Source organism: Longibacter sp., assembly GCF_051155795.1.
Classification (GTDB): domain Bacteria; phylum Bacteroidota; class Rhodothermia; order Rhodothermales; family Salinibacteraceae; genus Longibacter.
In genome coordinates this window covers 1-18119 of the sequence record NZ_DAXETW010000144.1, presented here as the reverse complement: position 1 = coordinate 18119, position 18119 = coordinate 1, and the positions used below count along the sequence as shown (strand labels likewise).

The following is an 18119-nucleotide window of genomic DNA, read 5'->3' as shown; positions in this document are numbered from 1 at the left end:
CGCCAGGCGATCTCTTCCGGACAGCTAACCTTCAGCCCCTGCCGCGCCTCGATCGTCTGCACAAAGTTCGACGCCTGAAGAAGCGATGCGTGCGTTCCCGTGTCGAGCCAGGCAAACCCGCGTCCCATCGTTTTGACGCTCAACGTCTCCTCCGAAAGATACCGGGCGTTCACATCCGTGATTTCAAGCTCTCCGCGAGCGGAGGGTGTCAGCGAACGTGCGATATCAACCACCTCGTTATCGTAGAAATATAAACCCGTCACGGCGTACTTCGACGCGGGGTTGTCCGGCTTTTCCTGAATGCTCGTGGCCTTGCCGTTTTCGTCAAAGTCGACGACACCGTAGCGCTCCGGGTTCTGCACGTAGTAGGCGAAAACGGTTGCGCCATCCTCGGGGCGAGCCGCATCCTGGAGGAGGTCCTGCAGACCGCTCCCGTAAAACAAATTATCCCCGAGAATCAACGCCACCGAGTCCTCCCCGATGAAGTCGGCACCCAGCAGAAACGCCTCAGCGATGCCGCGCGGTTCGTCCTGCACGGCATAGGTGAGATTCATGCCCCACTGGCTCCCATCCCCGAGCAGTCCCTCGAATCGAGACGTATCCCGCGGAGTCGAGATCAGCAGGACGTCCCGAATCCCCGCCAGCATGAGCGTCGAAAGCGGGTAGTAGACCATCGGCTTGTCGTACACCGGCAAAAGCTGCTTGCTGACCGCCTGGGTGGCGGGATACAGACGCGTGCCGGCACCTCCGGCGAGGACAATTCCCTTTCGAGCCATGAACAAATGCTCTGAATCCGTAGAGAGACGTGTACGATGAAGCCGCGCGTGCTCACGGCGCTTGCATTAGCGATCGGCCTGCAGGAGCGGTTTTCGAACATCGGACAGTTGACGGCTCCATGACGGCGGCCGGAGACCGAACGTCTGCGTGAGCTTCGAGGGGTCGAGCACGCTGTACGCCGGGCGTGGTGCAGGTCGGGGAAACGCCGACGTGTCGACCGGCTCGATCTCAACGTCTACATCGAACACGCGAAAGATGGCCCGGGCGAACCCGTACCAGCTCGTCTGCCCGCGGGATACGGCGTGGTAGAGTCCCGATGTATCCTCGTAGCGCTCGCTCTGAGCGGCCGTTCGAAGAACGTCGCGCGTCGCCTCGGCAAGCCAGAGGGCGGATGTCGGACATCCAAACTGATCGTCTACCACCTGGACCTGCTCCCGCTCCCGCCCGAGACGAAGCATCGTCCGCAGGAAGTTCTTACCTGTAGGACTGTACAGCCAGCTCGTCCGAAGAATCCACGTCGGTGCCGACGCCGATTGGACGCGCTGCTCTCCTTCCAGCTTGGTTCTTCCGTAGACGGAGGCCGGTGCCGTCTGCGACTCCTCCGTGTACGGGCGGTCGGCGCGTCCGTCGAAGACGTAGTCCGTCGAGAAATGGACCATGCCCGCCCCGACGCGCGCCGCCTCTTCGGCCAGCACACCGGGCGCCACGGCATTTACGAGGTGTGCCGTCTGTTCGTCAGATTCCGCGCCGTCTACGTCTGTATATGCCGCGGCGTTTACGATCATCCACGGCTGGGCCTCTCGAACCACGGTGCGAAGCGACTCCGGACGCGTGAAGTCTGCGTCGGATCGGTCAGGGACCGTAACGGTGCCGACCTCCGCCAACGTAGACGTGAGGATTCGGCCCAGTTGTCCGGTTCCGCCAAATAGCAAGATCGTGGACGAGGTCACAGGAATTGGGATGGAGCGAAAATTGACAACGATCGCCGATGGAGGCGTTCGGACTACACGATTGAACGGACGCGAGGAAGCCGGTCCCGGTCGACGTCGCGAAGGCGAGGCGCGGCCGCATCTTTCTCCGAGACGACGGGATCATCGACCGGCCAGTCGATGCCGAGATCGGGATCATTCCAGTGGATCGTCAACTCTGCCTCCGGCGCGTAGACATCCGTACACTTGTACGCGAACGTGGCGGGCCCGTCCGTCACCACAAAGCCATGCGCGAACCCCTCTGGCACGAACAACTGGTGGGACCACGCCTGCAGGGTCGTGCCGATCCACTCACCGAAAGTATCGGAGTTAGGCCGCACATCTACGACGACGTCGTACACCGTTCCCGAAAGTACGTAAACGAGCTTCCCCTGTGGATGAGGATGCTGAAGATGAAGCCCCCGCAAGACGCCTGTTTCCGACCGCGACACGTTGTCCTGAACGAACGTCACGTCGATGCCCATCTCCGCATACCGATCTGCGTGAAACGTTTCCATAAATCCGCCGCGGTCGTCCTCGTAGATATCGGTTTGGATCCGGAGGACACCGGGAAGGGCGGTCGTCTCAACGTTCATCACGTACGTTCGGAGGCAAGGATTCAAGGGGGCGAGATTGAGCGTGCAGAACGACCGCACCCGCCGGATGGTCCGAGGACGGGACGACCGGCTTACAGAAACCGCCGGACGACGGGGCGAGCCGCCTCGACCATCGACCGGGCGATTCGCCGATGCGGAGGGACGCGGTACCCGGTGAGTTCGTAGCCAAGGGCCTGCAGCACGTCTCCAGCGATTTCTTCAACGTCTGCGATGTCCGTCCGCGCAGCTTCACGACGCCAGGACTGCGCACGGGTTGCATCCACCGGGCGACGGGTGTTCGCGTACAGGTCGGCGTGGCCATCCGGAAGGTCAGTTTGGTCTGCCTCTTGGAAATCCAACATGGCGGCACGATCGTCGACGTGGGTCTCACGGCATATCCTCTCCAGCGTCGCTCCGGGTTTTGTAACAAGGTCCTCGAAGGCGAGCTCAACGTATCGACCATGCAGGCCCGCCGCGCCGGCTTGTCGGGCAGCGGAAACGGCATCCCGCCATCGCTTCGCCGCCTCCCTCACGGTCGCATGCCACCCTGCGGCCACCAGGCTACGGGCGACGTCTCGGCCGTCTCGGATGATATGAACGAAGATAGCCTCCGGAAACATCTCCCCAAGCCGCGGGAGGTGGTGGACGTAGGCCGGCGTCTTATCGCCCCAGCGCGGCGCGTCCAGTGCATCGGCCGCCGTTCTGTACAGGAGCCGACAGGCCTCGGTGTAGGTAACCGGTGCCGCTTCCTTCAGCGCCGCTTCGACGACTTCAATGTCTACGGAAAACGGTGTCCATCCCGTCGTTTTCGTTGTAGCCGGAAAGCGCTGAATATCCCTGAGAAAAGACCATCGTTGTCTGGCTGTATCGAACGAGCCGTACTCCCGTGCGCGCTCGGCGAGCACCGGCACGAAGCCCGTTTCGTGAAACAGGTGCAGATCCGGCGACTGCATCAGCATCTGCCGGAGCAGCGTTGTCCCGGATCGGTCGCAGCCGACCAGAAAAACCGGCGCGTCGTCGCCAGGCAGATCGTGCGAAGGCGTCATCGGTCGGGAAAGGCGTAGGACGTCACGAGGCGAAAGGTATGCTTCAAAAACAAAGGCCCGCCCGGAAGAAGCCAGAGCACGCCGATGTAGCTTATGACGAAGGCGGACGCATTTACCGCGAGTCCTGGCAGCGACTCCTCCCACGCCGCTCCGCCGAAGGCCTGACTGACCAGTATAACGACTACCGCGGACAGGGTCGAAGCCATCAGCGGTCGCCATATCGACCGCCACACGTCCATCAGTGTGAGCGGAGAGGCCGCAAAACAATACTGAAGCCCGGGAAGGAGAATCAACCAGGTGGCGGCTGCATAGGCTGCCGCGACCCCGTGCACGCCCCATGGGATTCCGACAACAAAGCTTATCGTGATAAACGCGCTGTAGATCACGCCCCAGCGAAACCACCGGCGCGTTTCTCCGAGAGCCGTGTATGACCAGCCGGTGACCACGTTGAAACTCTGGGCCAGCGCAGCGACGGCCAGAATGCGGTAAATGGGTACTACGGCTTCCCAGCCGGGCCCGAGAAGGACAGCCACGACACGATCGGCGTCGGCAAACGTGAACGTGATGATCGGCATGCTGATGAAGACGAGTCTGGATAATGCTGACCGAACGTAGCGGCGGAACGCCTCTCCGTCATCCTGAAGGCGGCTGAGCGCGGGAATGACGACGTTGCTCACGGGCCGTCGGATGAGGCGAATGGGCGCGAGGAGGAGTTTGTACGCGTTGGAGTAGAACCCGAGTGCCTGCGCCCCGAGCACCCTCCCGATGAGGATGTCGTCGGCGTTTCGAGCAGCGTAGTTTACCAGATGAAACCCCGTCAGATCACCGCCGAACCGGAGGAGGTCACCAACTCCCTCCGCCCATGCCGGGCGGCTCGGAGTCCACTGGACGACCCAGAACGTGAATGCGGTTGCGGTCGCCTCCATTATCAGATACTGAATCACAAGCGCCCAGTATCCCGCGCCGAGGAACGCGGCAGTAACAGCAGCGACGACAGCAACCACATGGGCGGCCACTTCCACGCGCACAATCACACGAAACGCCATTCTCCGCTTCAGCAACGCCTGGGGCTGGACGCGTGTGGCGCTGATCAGCAGTCCACCGGAAAGACCGAGCACGACGCCGACCAGCCGAGGATCGTCGTAGAACCACGCTAATCCCGGAGCGGCGACCGCGCAGATAACGGTGGCCAGTACGCCCACACCGACATTTACCCAGAAGAGCGTGTTGACCTGCGCGTCGGAGATCTCTGGCCGCTGAATGGTGGCGTCCGAAAGCCCGAGGTCACGAAATAGAGTCAGAAACGATGTGACGACGACGGCCATCGCCATCAGGCCGAAGTCCTCCGGCTGAAGAAGGCGCGCCAGCATCAGAAGCGCCCCGAACCGAAGCACGAAGATGGCGGCCTGACCGGAGAGGCTTGCCAGTCCCCCTGCGACTGACTGTTCTTTCAGCTCGGAGCGCGACACCGGCTCACCGGTCTCCGATGATGTCCGGTGGTCGTGCTCGGGCGGTGGAGGCATGAAATCGAGGGGCGATCCGCGAGCCGCGAGAGTGCGTATCCGTTACACGTCCTCGGACGACATCGTCCGATAGAGGCGCATAAGTCGATTCGTTTCGTACGTCAGGTTGAACTCATCTTCGACCTTGACACGGCCCGCCCGTGCGATTCGGGTGATGTCTGCCTGGGAAGCCCGGCAAAGCGTCATGATTCGGTCAGCGACATCGCCCGGTGCTCCCTCGGGGGCGAGGAGATGCTGATTCTGATCGGGTACCATTTCAGGAATCCCCGCGTGACGGGTTGAAACGACGGGCAAGCCGACGGCCTGTGCTTCGACCAGCACCGTGGGGGTGCCCTCCCGATCCCCGCCGGGTGCCACCTTGCTACAGAGCACGAACGCGTCGGACGCATCCAGATGCCTGCGCACGTCGTCTGATCGCTGCCAGCCCGTGAGTTCGACGGTCCCCGACAGGTCGAGATCCTCGATCGTTCGTTCGATACGAGGGCGCAGCGGCCCGTCTCCGACGAGTCGGAGTGCCAGATCCGGGACCTCTGATCGCGCCTGCGCTACCGCCTGAAGCAGGTCGATATGCCCTTTTTTCGGCGTCATCCGGGCGACGCACAGCAGATCGCGCACCGGCCAGCTCGGATCGCGGTATCGGTACGTATCCAGATCTCGCGCAAGATGCACGACCCGGACGTTCTGTTCCGGAGCCCCGAGCGCGACAAGCCGGTCCTTCATGTCTTCAGAGAGCGCCTGAAACAGGTCGCCCTGGTCCCAGAGATCGGCGTACTTACTTCGCCAGAACCGATCTTCTGCTCGCTCAGAGGCATCGAATCCGTAGAAACTCGTCAGCAGGGGTAGGTCTTTCGACGCTGCGACGGGCGCAGCGAACACGCCCATCGGCCCGAAATGAGCATGCAGAACATCGGGCTGCAGGCGGTCAATCAGTAACGCGAGTTTTCCGCGCAGATCCGGCCATGTGTATGTGTCGCGGTGACGGATGCCGACGGCGGCCCCCACCCGGCCGAGAAAGCGCCCAGGATGCCAGATGGGCCGTAGTGGCAAAGTATGGACCTCCTCGAACGGTCGATCTTCTACGTCGGTGCGATCCAACGTCGCAACATGCACATCCAGCCCCGCCGACCGTTGCGCCTTGAGCGTCGCATAGACGAAAGTCTCGGACGGTGCTGAGAACCGGGCGATGACGTGAAGGACGCGAAGGCTCATGACGTGTCCCCGGCCTGTAAACGAGCATCTGCTGTAGCGTTCAGATCGCCCAGCCGCGTTCGTCGCAACCGTCGCAACGCGTTACGGAGTCGCCGAAACGTCCGGACGCCACACCACGAGGCGAGCCATTTGAGCCACCATCTCACGCAACGTGGATTCTCGCGTACTGCCCTACCAAAATACCGCCGTGCCGCCTTGACATCCGGTTCCCGCATGCAGACATCGCCCAGCCGGTGGAAGAGATGTCCCTCCCCGCCAGCGGCACGGATGAACACGCGGTGCTTGTTCAAGAGGGCCTCATGACCCTCACGGACACGGTCCGGGCGTGCTGTGATCCGGCGTCCCGCATATCCTGCGGTATACGTCACGAGCTTCTCGTCGATGCAGTGAAAGGAGGTGCACTGGGCACAGCGAATCCAGAGGTCCCAGTCCTGGCAACTCGACAGACTCTCATCCAGCGGACCGACCCTCCGAAGCACGTCGGCTCGAACGCTGGCTGTCGAAAAGGTGCCGACCACGTTGCGGCGGCCCAGCGCAACCGATACCGGTTCTCTCACACAGGACTGGTACGGACTGGTGTCGTCGATCGACCCGTCTGTTCTCACGATCTCGAACGCGGAGTAAATCACGCCGGCGCGATCCCCGATCGCCTGGATGGCTTCCGCGTGTCTGGCCAGCCGGTTCCGATGCCAGACGTCATCGGAGTCGAGAAATGAGACCCATGAGCCGCTGGCAGCTTCGATACCCGTGTTGCGCGCAGCATTTGCTCCCCGATTGGTGTCGTGCCGGAGAACACGCGTTGGAACGCTCGCCTCCGCCGTCGCCTTATGCACGGCCGCCTCGACCGCGTCCGTGGAGCCGTCATCCACGACGAGAATCTCCACCGGAAGCCACGTCTGCGCCAGCACGCTACGGAGGGCTCGACCAACGACGTGCGCCCGCTGATACACCGGGATCACCACGCTGAATCGGGGCGGTGCCTGTCCCATAAGTCCCACCTTGTCTGGCAGAATCGGCCTCAAGCGATCACGAGAGCCAGCGACGATTACGCCCCCGTGCCAAGCCGCGACAGATCGTATCCGCTTTCGAGCACTTCATCCACCCAGTCGAGGTGCTCGATGTACCATTCGACGGTCTGACGAATCCCCGCTTCGAACGATGTGGTGGGCGTCCAGCCCAGATCGTTTTCGATCTTTGAGCAATCGATGGCGTAGCGCCAGTCGTGCCCCGGTCGATCTGTGACAAAGGAAATCAGCGACCGGTAGCTATCGTCTCCGCGCGGACGCAGTTCATCGAGCACGTCGCAGACCGTGTGTACGACCTCAATGTTCTGGCGCTCCGCCCTGCCTCCGACGTTGTACGTTTCTCCGGTCTCTCCTTCTTCAAGGACGGTTCGGAGGGCCGTCGCGTGGTCGTCGACATAGAGCCAGTCGCGCACGTTTTCCCCCGTGCCGTACACGGGAATCGGGTCGCCGGCCAGCGCCTTGAGGATAATCACCGGGATGAGCTTCTCGGGATACTGATACGGCCCGTAGTTATTCGAGCAGTTCGTGACCAGGACCGGTAGGCCGTAGGTTCGATGCCACGCTCGCGCCAGGTGGTCCGCGGAGGCTTTACTGGCCGAGTACGGCGAGCTCGGGTCGTAAGGTGTCGTTTCATGAAACGCCCCCTCATCGCCGAGCTCTCCATACACTTCATCGGTGGAGACGTGTAGAAACCGGAAGGAGTCGCTGTCCTCGGCGTCCCTCGCACGCCAGTGATGACGCGCTACCTCCAGAAGGGTGTACGTGCCGAGAATGTTGGTTTCGATAAACGCCGCGGGGCCGTCGATAGACCGGTCCACGTGCGACTCGGCCGCGAGGTGCATCACCGCTCGCGGTTCAAACTGCTCGAACACGTCATTCATCGCCGCGGAATCTGCAATGTCCTCCACGACCAGATGGTGCCGCGGGTTGTTCAAGACCGACGCCAGATTGGCACGGTGGCCCGCATACGTCAGGCGATCCACCGTGACGACCTCCGCGTCCGTCTCACGAATAAGCTGCCGCACCACAGCAGACCCGATGAATCCCGCGCCGCCGGTAACGAGAATGGTGTCAGACATGGTACCGTCGTGATATCGTTGGAGAAATGGGTCGGCACAGCACAGCCCGGACGACCGCGCAGGAGGCGGGTCCGGGCTGTCGGGAAGAACGAACGGCACCTACTCGATAATGCCGCGCTCCAGCAGCGCCTCAACGAGCTGGTCGACGCAGGCGTCCACGTCATCGGTGTCGCTGTGGACGACCACCTCGGGCGACGCCGGCTCTTCGTAAGGAGCGGAGATGCCGGTAAAGTTGGCGATTTCGCCACGCTCAGCTTTTTCGTAGAGTCCCTTCGGGTCACGCTCCTTGCAGACCTCAATGTCGCAGTCCACGTGGACCTCGAAGAACCGATCGTCGGGAAGAAGGTCTCGGACACCGTCCCGGTCCTCCTGATACGGCGAGACGAACGTACACAGAGTGATATTTCCCTGTTCGAAGAACAAACGCGCCACTTCGCCCACGCGTCGGATGTTCTCTTTCCGGTCTCGTGCAGAAAAGCCCAGGTCGCCGGAGAGGCCGTGCCGGACGTTGTCGCCATCGAGCATCATCGTCTGGCATCCACGATCGTAGAGGCGACGCTCCAGCTCTTTTGCAATGGTCGACTTTCCGGAACCCGAAAGGCCGGTGAGCCACATGACCGCCGCCTGGTGCCCATTCCGGAATTCACGTTCCTCCCGTGGGACGTTCAGGTCTTCCCAGACGACGTTCGGCGACGCGGCCCGCTCGGTGCCGGTCTCGGCCTCCGTGCCATACGGCGCGACGTTTTCGGCCACGCCACGGATCATTCCGGCGCCCACCGTCGCGTTCGTGTCGGGATCGATCAGGATAAACGCCCCGGTCGCGCGGTTCACCTTATAGGCGTCGATGAACAGCGGATCCGCGGTTTCCAGCTCGACGCGCCCGATCTCGTTCAGGTCGAACGTAGAGGCCTCCTCCCGATGAAGCGAGTTGACATTCATCCGGTAAACGACTTTCGAAACGTACGCCTGCGTCCGCCGCGTGGTGTGCTGAATGATGTACGGGCGATCCGTCCGCATCGCCTCTCGGTCCATCCAGCAGAGGTCGGCGTCGATCGACCGCGTCACTTCCGGACGGTTCCGGGCGCGAACGATCATCGACCCCCGGCTGACATCGATCTCGTCGTCCAACGTCATGACGATCGACTCGCCCGGTCCCGCTTCCTCCTGGTCTCCGTCCAGCGTCACGATCTCGTCCACGGTGGTCGACCGCTCGGACGGCAGAACGATCACTTCTTCCCCGGGACGAATCTTGCCCGACGATATCTGCCCGGCGTACCCTCGGAAGTCCTGGTTCGGACGGATGACGTGCTGCACCGGGTAGCGGAAATCGACCTGGTTGCGATCGCTCTGCGTCTTGACCGTTTCCAGCTTGTGCAGGAGCGTGCTCCCCTTGTACCACGGCGTATTCTCCGACGAGTCCACCACGTTGTCCCCCTTTAGCGCAGAGATGGGGATGAACGTGATGTCATCCATATCGAGCTGCTCGGCGAACTGCCGGTACTCGGCCTGGATCTCGCGAAACACGTCCTCGTCGTAGTCGACAAGGTCCATTTTGTTGACCGCCACGATCATGTGCGGAATCTGGAGCAGCGACGCGATGAATCCGTGGCGCCGGCTCTGCTGCAACACGCCGTTCGTCGCATCGATGAGCACGACGGCCAGCTCCGCCGTCGAGGCACCCGTCACCATGTTGCGGGTGTACTGCTCGTGGCCCGGCGTGTCGGCGATGATGAACTTGCGCTTCGGCGTCGCGAAATAGCGGTACGCGACGTCAATCGTGATCCCCTGCTCTCGCTCGGCCCGGAGACCATCCGTCAGGAGCGCGAGCTCGAGATCTTCGTCGTCGCGCTGGGTGTTGCGCTCGATCTCTTCCAGCTTCTCCTCGAAGATCTGCTGGGTGTCGTACATGAGCCGGCCAATGAGCGTGCTCTTGCCGTCATCAACACTACCGGCGGTTGTAAATCGAAGAACGTCCATTTATTCGAATGCGAAGTTTGAAGTGCGAAAGGCGAAAGGCTGAGGCGAGAGGATCGAATGAGATGGCCACCAACAAATGCGTTCCCGGACGGGCCATCCCATTTCGAATTTAGAATTTCGACCTTCGCATTAGAAATACCCCTGTCGTTTACGGTCTTCCATCGCCGCCTCGGACCGCTTGTCGTCCGCGCGGGCACCTCGTTCTGCACGCTGGGCGGTTGCCACCTCTTCGACGACTTCTTCCAGCGAGGTCGCCGTGGATTCGACCGCGCCGGTGCACGTCATGTCGCCGATCGTCCGGAAACGCACCATCTTCTCGACATACGCTTCGCCGCTTTGAAGCTCGATATACGGCGACTTCGAGAGAAGCACGCCTTCCCGTTCCACCACGTCCCGCTTGTGCGCGAGATAGAGGCTCGGGATCTCCAGATCCTGCTGGAGGATGTACTGCCAAACGTCTAGCTCCGTCCAGTTTGAGAGCGGAAAGGCCCTGAAATGCTCGCCCTTCTCGCTACGCCCGTTGTACAGGTTCCAGAGCTCGGGACGTTGATTTTTGGGGTCCCACTGGCCGAACCGATCGCGATGAGAAAAGAACCGCTCTTTCGCGCGGGCCTTCTCCTCGTCACGCCGGGCACCGCCGAGGGCGACGTCGAAGCCGTAATCCTTGATGGCTTCCAGAAGCGTCGGGATCTGCGCCTTGTTGCGACTCGGCGTCACACCGCCCTCTTCTTTCGCAAGCCCCTTCTCGATCGTTTCTTCGACGCTCCGAACAATGAGCTCCACGCCCAGCCGGTCCACGAGATCGTCCCGAAAACGGATCGTTTCCGGGAAGTTGTGACCGGTATCAACGTGCAAAAGCGGGAACGGAATCGGTCCCGGGTGAAAGGCCTTCTTGGCGAGGTGAACCATCAGGAGGGAGTCTTTCCCGCCCGAGAACATGAGAACGGGCCGCTCGAACTGAGCCGCCGCTTCACGCATCAGATGGACGGCCTCAGATTCCAGCCAGGCCAGGTGCTTCGAGGTATCGTTCGAAAAAACCATGGGTCGTAGTATTCGGAAAAAGCAAAGCGTCCACACAGACGTCGGTCCCATGCGACACGGATCGCTCGTCGCGTACCGAGGACGGTGGAACCGGAAATATCGATAGGTAAGGACCGGAGACGCACTAAGCTTCCACTTGAGACAGGCCCATTTCCTCACGGAAATAGTCGAGCGTCCGTTTCAGTCCATCCGTTCGGTCGACGGAGGGAGACCAGCCGAGCACCTCTTGAGCACGAGTGATGTCCGGCTGACGAACCTGCGGGTCGTCTTTCGGAAGCGGCTCGTACGTGATCGAGCTATCGGAACCCGTGAGGTCGATGATTTCCTCAGCGAATTCCTTAATCGTGATCTCGTCCGGGTTTCCGACGTTGACGGGATCTGCTTCGTCGCTCATCAGGAGGCGGAAGATACCATCCACGAGATCGTCAACGTAGCAAAAGCTTCGCGTCTGGCTGCCGTCGCCGTAGACGGTGAGCGGCTCGCCGTTCAAGGCCTGCGACATGAAGGTCGGAAGAGCACGACCATCATCGATTCGCATTCGTGGGCCGTACGTATTAAAAATCCGGACGATGCGCGTTTCCACGCCGTGATAGCGATTATATGCCATCGTCATCGCTTCGGCGAACCGCTTGGCCTCATCGTAGACGCCGCGCGGCCCGATGGGATTCACGTTTCCCCAGTAGTCCTCCTTCTGAGGATGAATCTCCGGATCCCCGTAGACCTCGCTCGTTGAGGCGAGGAGGAGGCGCGCATTCTTCGCCTTGGCAAGACCAAGCGCCTTGTGCGTGCCGAGAGCACCGACTTTCAGGGTCTGAATCGGAAGCTCCAGATAGTCGATCGGAGAGGCCGGGCTCGCAAAGTGGAGCACGTAGTCCAGTTCGCCGCCGACGTGGATAAAGTCCGTCACGTCGTGCTTGACGAAGCGGAAGGAATCGCTGCCGAGCTCGAACAGGTGTTCTACATTTTTTGTATCGCCGGTAATCAGGTTATCCATGCAGATAACCTCGTGACCCTCGTCGATGAACCGATCACAGAGGTGCGACCCGAGGAAGCCTGCGCCTCCTGTTATTAGTGTGCGAGGCATAGTCAGGGAGTCTGTTGAAGAGCGAGGGCAAAGGAAGAGATCATCCGACACCGACCGCCGAGGGCATTTATCCGCGGCGGCCGGTATCGTTTACGAACTACGCCTGCCCGTTCTCCGACAGGGCGGCTTCGATCGCTTCCACATCTTCCTGCGGGGCGACGTGCGGCCGGCCGATGCTGAAGTAGTCGAAGCCCATTTCCGCCATTCGCGACGGCTCGTACAGGTTTCTCCCGTCGAAGACGACCGGATCCTTCAGCGCCTCACGCACCCGGTTGAGGTCGGGGCGGCGGAACTCGTGCCACTCGGTGCAGATCACGAGGGCGTCGGCCTCCTCGAGAGGAGCGTACATGTCCTCTGTGTAGCCGATGCGGTCGCCAAAGTTGACTTTCGTGGTTTCGATGGCTTCCGGATCGAAGGCCACGATGTCGGCGCCGCGCTCGAGCAGTCCTTCGATGATGACGTGGGACGGTGCTTCGCGCACATCGTCCGTGTTGGGCTTAAATGCAAGCCCCCACATGGCGATCTTCTTCCCTTCGAGGTCGCCGTCGAAGTAGGCGTCGAGGCGGTGGACCATCAGCTCCCGCTGCTGGTCGTTCACCTTGAGGACGGAATCCAGGATCTGGAATTCGTATCCGTTCTGGCGGCCGGTTCGGTGGAGCGCCTGCACATCTTTCGGGAAGCAGCTTCCGCCGAACCCGATGCCAGCATACAGGAAGTGGCGGCCAATCCGATGGTCTTTGCTGATGCCGAGGCGAACCTTGTCCACGTCTGCGCCGACGCGTTCGCAAAGGTTCGCGATCTCGTTCATAAAGGAGATCCGGGTCGCCAGAATCGAGTTTGCGGTGTACTTGATCATCTCTGCCGACCGCTCGTCGACGACGAGGATCGGGTTCCCCTGGCGAACGAACGGCTCGTAGAGGCGCGTCATCTTGTCGGCAGCTTTCTCGCTGGACGTGCCGATGACCACGCGGTCCGGCTTCATGAAGTCGTCCACCGCTGCGCCCTCGCGGAGGAATTCCGGATTGGACACGACATCGTACTGCTCGCCGACGGTCAGACCGCGGTCGCTCATCGTTTCAGACACGCGATCGGCCGTCCCAACCGGGACCGTGCTCTTGTTCACAACGATCTTGTACCCGGGGTCGTCTTCTTCGATCAGCAGATCCGCAACGGTGCCGGCGGCCTGGAGCACGTAACTCAGGTCAGCGGATCCGTCTTCCCCGGGCGGTGTGGGCAGGGCCAGGAAAATGACGTCTGCATCCAGGACCGCGTCGTCATACGAGGTCGTAAATGTGAGACGCCCTTCCTTGCGGTTCCGGGCGAAGTAATGCTCGAGGTCCGGCTCGTAAATCGGGAGCCTGCCGCCCCGAAGCATGTCTACCTTGTCCTCGTCGATGTCAACACAGGTCACCTGATTGCCCATCTCGGCGAAACAGGTTCCAGATACGAGACCGACGTAACCGGTCCCGATGATGGCGATATTCATAAAATGGATGGTGCGATCACACTTGAAGGGATACGAAATAACGCGCGGAAACGAGAAACGAAGAGATGCACTCGTTCCCGGTAGACCGATCTCCGAGATGGGCTGAAACGGGCTCGGCTCATACGGAGCTGAACCTACAACGTCAGCCGGGAGGGCCTGCAAACCTACGGGAGAGCCGGACCGGTACACCCGGCGCAACAGGCATCATCCTCTAATCCCGTGAGACTGAAAACGTGTCATCCACAACTGCGGTTCATATAGGGCCGTGCCGTACAGGACCGTGACGGGGTGCGACACCGGTCCCGGAAAATGACAAAAGGTGGAGTCAAGCATACCGGGCTGAGGTTTGGTCGATGTCACCCCATACGGTCGGTGTAACGTGGGAATAAAGGTGCGCAAAAGCAATGCGAATGATGCGGTGCCGGCGCGTCCGAGGCAGCCGAAACGCCCGAATCGGCCGGATTCCGGTCTTTTTCGCACGGGCTTCGCTGCATCCCAACACACCGTCTACACGCTTACTGGCACAAACCGGATGCCGTAACGCCTGAATACCCCCTAACAGAACAGGAACACCGTAATATTTCGCTTTATCTTGGGTCTTTGTACGTTCCCCCTGCGCGCACGCTTCCCCTTCCACCTACCCATTACGTTCTTCCTCGCTGCCCTCCCTTGCCGTGAGCGACCCTTTACCAACCGATACGGAACCGATCCCGCTCTCGCAACCTGACATCTCCGACCTTGAGCGGACATACGTGTCGGATGTGCTGAATTCGACGCGCCTCTCGTTCGGCCCGTTTCTCGAACGATTCGAGGCAAAGATGGCCGAGCGGTGCGGTACAAAGCACGCCGTTGCCGTCAGCAGCGGCACCGCGGCGCTTCACTGCATCGTTCGCAGCCTACCGCTAAGCGCCGGGGACGAGGTGCTGACCACGCCGTACAGTTTCGTCGCGTCTTCCAACGCGCTTCTGTTTGAAAACGTCGATCCCGTCTTTGTGGACATCGACCCGGCCACCTACAACGTGGACGTCGAAAAACTCGAGCGTGCCATCACACCCCGCACGCAGGGTATCCTTGCCGTAGACGTATTCGGCACCCCGGCCGACTGGCCCGGCCTGACCGCTCTTGGAGAGAAACACGACCTCGTACTGATTGACGATGCGTGCGAAGCGCTCGGCGCCGGGATTCAGGACCGTCCGATCGGGACCTGGGGGGATGCGGCGTCGTTCGGCTTTTACCCCAACAAGCAGATTACGACGGGGGAAGGCGGCTGCATCACGACAAACGATGCGGACTTGGCGGACCTCTGCCGTTCCCTGCGCAATCAAGGCCGGGCGACGTCAACTCGAATGGAGCACGTTCGGCTCGGCTTTAACTACCGGATGAGCGAGATGCAGGCGGCCGTCGGCTGCGCGCAACTGGAACGGCTGGATGATCTTCTGGGGCGCCGTTCTAACGCCGCCGAGGCGTATCACGAAGCGCTGGCCCCGCTCAGCGACATGCTTCATCGCCCGAAAGCGGCCCCTGCCGGCACGCGGAGTTGGTTCGTCTACGTCGTGCGCCTGCCGGACGATGCCCCTCCCAGTGCCCGCGACCGAGTCGTTCAACACTTGAACGACCGCGGCATCGGCAGCGCGCCGTACTTTCCCAGCATTCATCTTCAACCGTTCTACAGGGAACAGTTTGGCTACAATCCCGGGAGGTTGCCAGTCACGGAGCGCGTCGCAGAGCGAACGCTCGCCCTCCCCTTTTTCGCCGGCATCACGCACCAGCAGATTGACCGTGTCGCAAACGTTCTATCGAACCAGCTCCCCGACCTTCTACGTGACTGACGTGCCCACAAGCGAGGCTGCTACACGACGCGTGAAACGCATCGCTGATATCATTGGAGGCGGAGTCGCCCTTCTCGCCCTGGCGCCTGTGTTCGCCGCGGTCGCGGCCGCCATTCTGCTGGACGACGGTCGACCGGTCTTCTTCACACAGACTCGCGTCGGGCGCGACGGAGCCCGTTTTCGGATTTGGAAATTCCGAACGCTTCCGCCGGCTGCGCGGACGCGTGCGAAGGCCGATGATGAGCGTGGAGTCGGCGAGGAAGGTCGATCCGTGCATGCCAGGAAGATGCCCGCTCGCGTTGCTACGCGGGTGGGTGCCGTGCTTCGGGCATGGTCTCTCGACGAACTTCCGCAATTATGGAACGTCCTTCGCGGAGATATGAGTCTGATCGGTCCGCGCCCCACGATCCCGGAACAGGTCGCGCGCTACGGCGAATATGAACGGACCCGTCTCCGCGTGCGTCCGGGGATCACCGGTTGGGCGCAGATCCAGGGGCGCAATCTTCTATCCTGGCCGGAGCGCATCGATCTGGATGTCTGGTACGTGGAAAATTGGTCTCTTGGGCTGGACCTGTGCATTCTTCTCCGGACGCCTGCTGTCGTTCTCTCCGGACACGGCGTGAACGGTCGTGAGGGTAGGAACCCGGACTTCCCGGCGCACGACGCTCAAGACACGTCGCGCACTTCCTCACCGCCATCCTCTTTCCGTTGAGCCCCCGTTCGAACAAGCGCAAGAACGCCCGTCTCTCTAGCCGATTGGTGCCGGTGGTTTCAGCCGCGAGGTCGGCGCGGCCGACGGACGGCCCGGCGGCCGCGCCGAGTCCCTTCGTCTTACTGTTTCCTGTTTCGCGCGCTCGTCTTTGCCGCGCCCTCTACGACCTCCGATGACCTACAGGTTTTTATCGCCGTCCGACGAACTCTGGACGCAGTGTCTCGCGACGATCCGGTCGGATATTTATCATGAGCCGTCGTATGTGAAGGCGGCAGCGGAGCATCAGGAGGGCAAAGCAATGACATTTTACGCCGAGAACGAAGACGGGGGCTTCATCGCACCACTCCTGAGCCGTCAGATCCCCGACCACGAGCGAATCGATGTCACGACGCCGTACGGGTACCCGGCACCGATCTGGTCCGCATCAAACCCAGAGGCCCACTGGCAGGCCTTCGCACAGGCCCTTCAGGAAGCCGGCGTCGTGTCTGCGTTTCTACGACTCCACCCACTCCTTCCCCTCCCGGACACGTCTCACCTGCAGCATTTTTCCGGTCACTCTCTCGTCGAACATGGACCGACGGTCTGGCTCCGTCGCGGCGTCGACAGCAAAACGCGCTGGGCAGACACGCGGTCAGATCACCGGAGCGACATTCGACGCCTGCAGCGGGAGGGGTACCATGTCACCCGGCACGCGACCGCGGATGCCGATACCTTCCGTGCGTTCCGCACCATGTACGTAGAAACGATGGATCGGGTAGGAGCCGAGCCATTCTATTACTTCAGCGATGCCTATTTTCGGCGCTGGCAGACGGACCTGTCCGAGCATGGCGAGATTGCCATCGTACGGGATGCCGGGGGAAATCCGGCAGCAGCCGGCCTGTTCACGCGCAGCGATCGATGGATGCAATATCACCTTTCGGGGACAGCCAGTGCCCACAGGCATCTGGCTCCAGCTAAACTGATGCTACACCAGATGGCACTGAGCACGCATCCGCCAGATTGCGCAGGCGACCCGCCCATCCTTCACCTCGGCGGAGGACTCGGCGCCGCACGCGACTCGCTATTCGAGTTCAAAGCCGGCTTTTCATCGGAGCGTGCCACCTTTCACTCGCTTCGACTGATCTGTGACGAAGCCGCCTACAACGATCTGACTCCGGATACAGCGGACAGACCCACTCAGCCATCGGACGACTACTTCCCCGCGTATCGCCGACCGGCCTGAAGCAAGCGACGGATCGGTTTCGTTCTGCCCATCAGACACTTGCTCGTCGTGGCCCACATCGTCTGCCTTATCCAGCACTACCACACCCCGGACTGCGCAACGGCGGCCCGGCCGTACTCACTGATCCAGCGCCTCAGCATGAACCATGAGGTCACGCTCATTACGACCGACGCGTGGCGGTCCCGTCGGCACACTCGACGGTTCGACTGGGTGCCGCCGAACGTTCAGCTCATCGAATATCCCGTCCCCTATCGCAACGCGATGGGTCCGGGACGCCGCGTTCTGGCCTTCGCACGCTTCGCAGCGCTTGCAATGGTAGACGGGGTCCTCGCGCGGCGTCCAGAAGTCGTTTTCGCCACATCGACCCCCCTGTCAACCGGGCTGGCCGGCGCACTCGTCGCCCGCTGGCATGGCGTGCCGTGGGTGTTTGAAGTCCGCGACCTCTGGCCCGACTTTCCGATCCAGATGGGCGCGGTTCCATTCATGCCGGCCCGCACCGTCCTATACCGCCTGGAGCGATGGCTCTACCGGGACGCCGATCATGT

At 61.5% G+C, this 18119-nt stretch carries 16 protein-coding genes; 4 read left to right on the top strand and 12 right to left on the bottom strand.

The window, feature by feature from the left end:
• From rfbA to ACFCU0_RS13860, 12 genes are all read right to left on the bottom strand, one after another.
• A partial coding sequence (gene rfbA / locus ACFCU0_RS13915) for a glucose-1-phosphate thymidylyltransferase RfbA (RefSeq protein WP_434974286.1) occupies positions 1-776 on the bottom strand: 776 nt, incomplete at its 3' end.
• Positions 777-842: 66 nt separating this feature from the next.
• On the bottom strand, positions 843-1727 hold the full coding sequence (rfbD, locus tag ACFCU0_RS13910) for a dTDP-4-dehydrorhamnose reductase (RefSeq protein ID WP_434974285.1): 885 nt from the start codon (positions 1725-1727) through the stop codon (positions 843-845).
• A 53-nt stretch (positions 1728-1780) separates the two neighbouring features.
• Positions 1781-2341, bottom strand: a complete 561-nt coding sequence (rfbC, locus tag ACFCU0_RS13905) for a dTDP-4-dehydrorhamnose 3,5-epimerase (protein WP_434974287.1) — start codon at positions 2339-2341, stop codon at positions 1781-1783.
• A 92-nt stretch (positions 2342-2433) separates the two neighbouring features.
• Positions 2434-3387 (bottom strand): sulfotransferase family protein, encoded by a 954-nt coding sequence (locus ACFCU0_RS13900; RefSeq protein ID WP_434974284.1) that lies wholly within the window; start codon positions 3385-3387, stop codon positions 2434-2436.
• Positions 3384-4910 carry a lipopolysaccharide biosynthesis protein gene (locus ACFCU0_RS13895; protein ID WP_434974283.1) on the bottom strand — a complete coding sequence of 509 codons (1527 nt, stop codon included), beginning with the start codon at positions 4908-4910 and terminating at the stop codon, positions 3384-3386. Before ACFCU0_RS13895 ends, ACFCU0_RS13900 begins: the two co-directional genes overlap by 4 nt.
• 42 nt (positions 4911-4952) lie before the next feature.
• Positions 4953-6119 (bottom strand): glycosyltransferase, encoded by a 1167-nt coding sequence (locus tag ACFCU0_RS13890; protein ID WP_434974282.1) that lies wholly within the window; start codon positions 6117-6119, stop codon positions 4953-4955.
• Complete coding sequence (locus tag ACFCU0_RS13885; protein WP_434974281.1) at positions 6116-7108, bottom strand: glycosyltransferase family 2 protein; 993 nt, start codon at positions 7106-7108, stop codon at positions 6116-6118. Before ACFCU0_RS13885 ends, ACFCU0_RS13890 begins: the two co-directional genes overlap by 4 nt.
• A gap of 56 nt (positions 7109-7164) precedes the next feature.
• Positions 7165-8223 (bottom strand): dTDP-glucose 4,6-dehydratase, encoded by a 1059-nt coding sequence (gene rfbB, locus ACFCU0_RS13880; RefSeq protein ID WP_434974280.1) that lies wholly within the window; start codon positions 8221-8223, stop codon positions 7165-7167.
• Positions 8224-8322: 99 nt separating this feature from the next.
• Positions 8323-10200, bottom strand: coding sequence for a sulfate adenylyltransferase subunit CysN (cysN, locus tag ACFCU0_RS13875; protein WP_434974279.1), 1878 nt, complete (start codon positions 10198-10200; stop codon positions 8323-8325).
• A gap of 129 nt (positions 10201-10329) precedes the next feature.
• Entirely contained in the window at positions 10330-11241 is a 912-nt protein-coding gene (gene cysD / locus ACFCU0_RS13870) for a sulfate adenylyltransferase subunit CysD (protein ID WP_434974278.1), read from the bottom strand.
• Between the two features lie 124 nt (positions 11242-11365).
• Positions 11366-12325, bottom strand: coding sequence for a UDP-glucuronic acid decarboxylase family protein (locus ACFCU0_RS13865; RefSeq protein ID WP_434974277.1), 960 nt, complete (start codon positions 12323-12325; stop codon positions 11366-11368).
• 97 nt (positions 12326-12422) lie between these two features.
• Complete coding sequence (locus ACFCU0_RS13860) at positions 12423-13811, bottom strand: UDP-glucose dehydrogenase family protein (RefSeq protein ID WP_434974276.1); 1389 nt, start codon at positions 13809-13811, stop codon at positions 12423-12425.
• 674 nt (positions 13812-14485) lie between these two features.
• On the opposite strand from ACFCU0_RS13860, the gene ACFCU0_RS13855 reads away from it, so the two are divergent.
• The 4 genes from ACFCU0_RS13855 to ACFCU0_RS13840 all read left to right on the top strand — a co-directional run.
• Positions 14486-15640, top strand: coding sequence for a DegT/DnrJ/EryC1/StrS family aminotransferase (locus ACFCU0_RS13855; protein ID WP_434974275.1), 1155 nt, complete (start codon positions 14486-14488; stop codon positions 15638-15640).
• Positions 15633-16352 (top strand): sugar transferase, encoded by a 720-nt coding sequence (locus ACFCU0_RS13850; protein ID WP_434974274.1) that lies wholly within the window; start codon positions 15633-15635, stop codon positions 16350-16352. Before ACFCU0_RS13855 ends, ACFCU0_RS13850 begins: the two co-directional genes overlap by 8 nt.
• A gap of 172 nt (positions 16353-16524) precedes the next feature.
• Entirely contained in the window at positions 16525-17574 is a 1050-nt protein-coding gene (locus tag ACFCU0_RS13845) for a GNAT family N-acetyltransferase (RefSeq protein WP_434974273.1), read from the top strand.
• Positions 17575-17622: 48 nt separating this feature from the next.
• A partial coding sequence (locus ACFCU0_RS13840) for a glycosyltransferase (RefSeq protein WP_434974272.1) occupies positions 17623-18119 on the top strand: 497 nt, incomplete at its 3' end.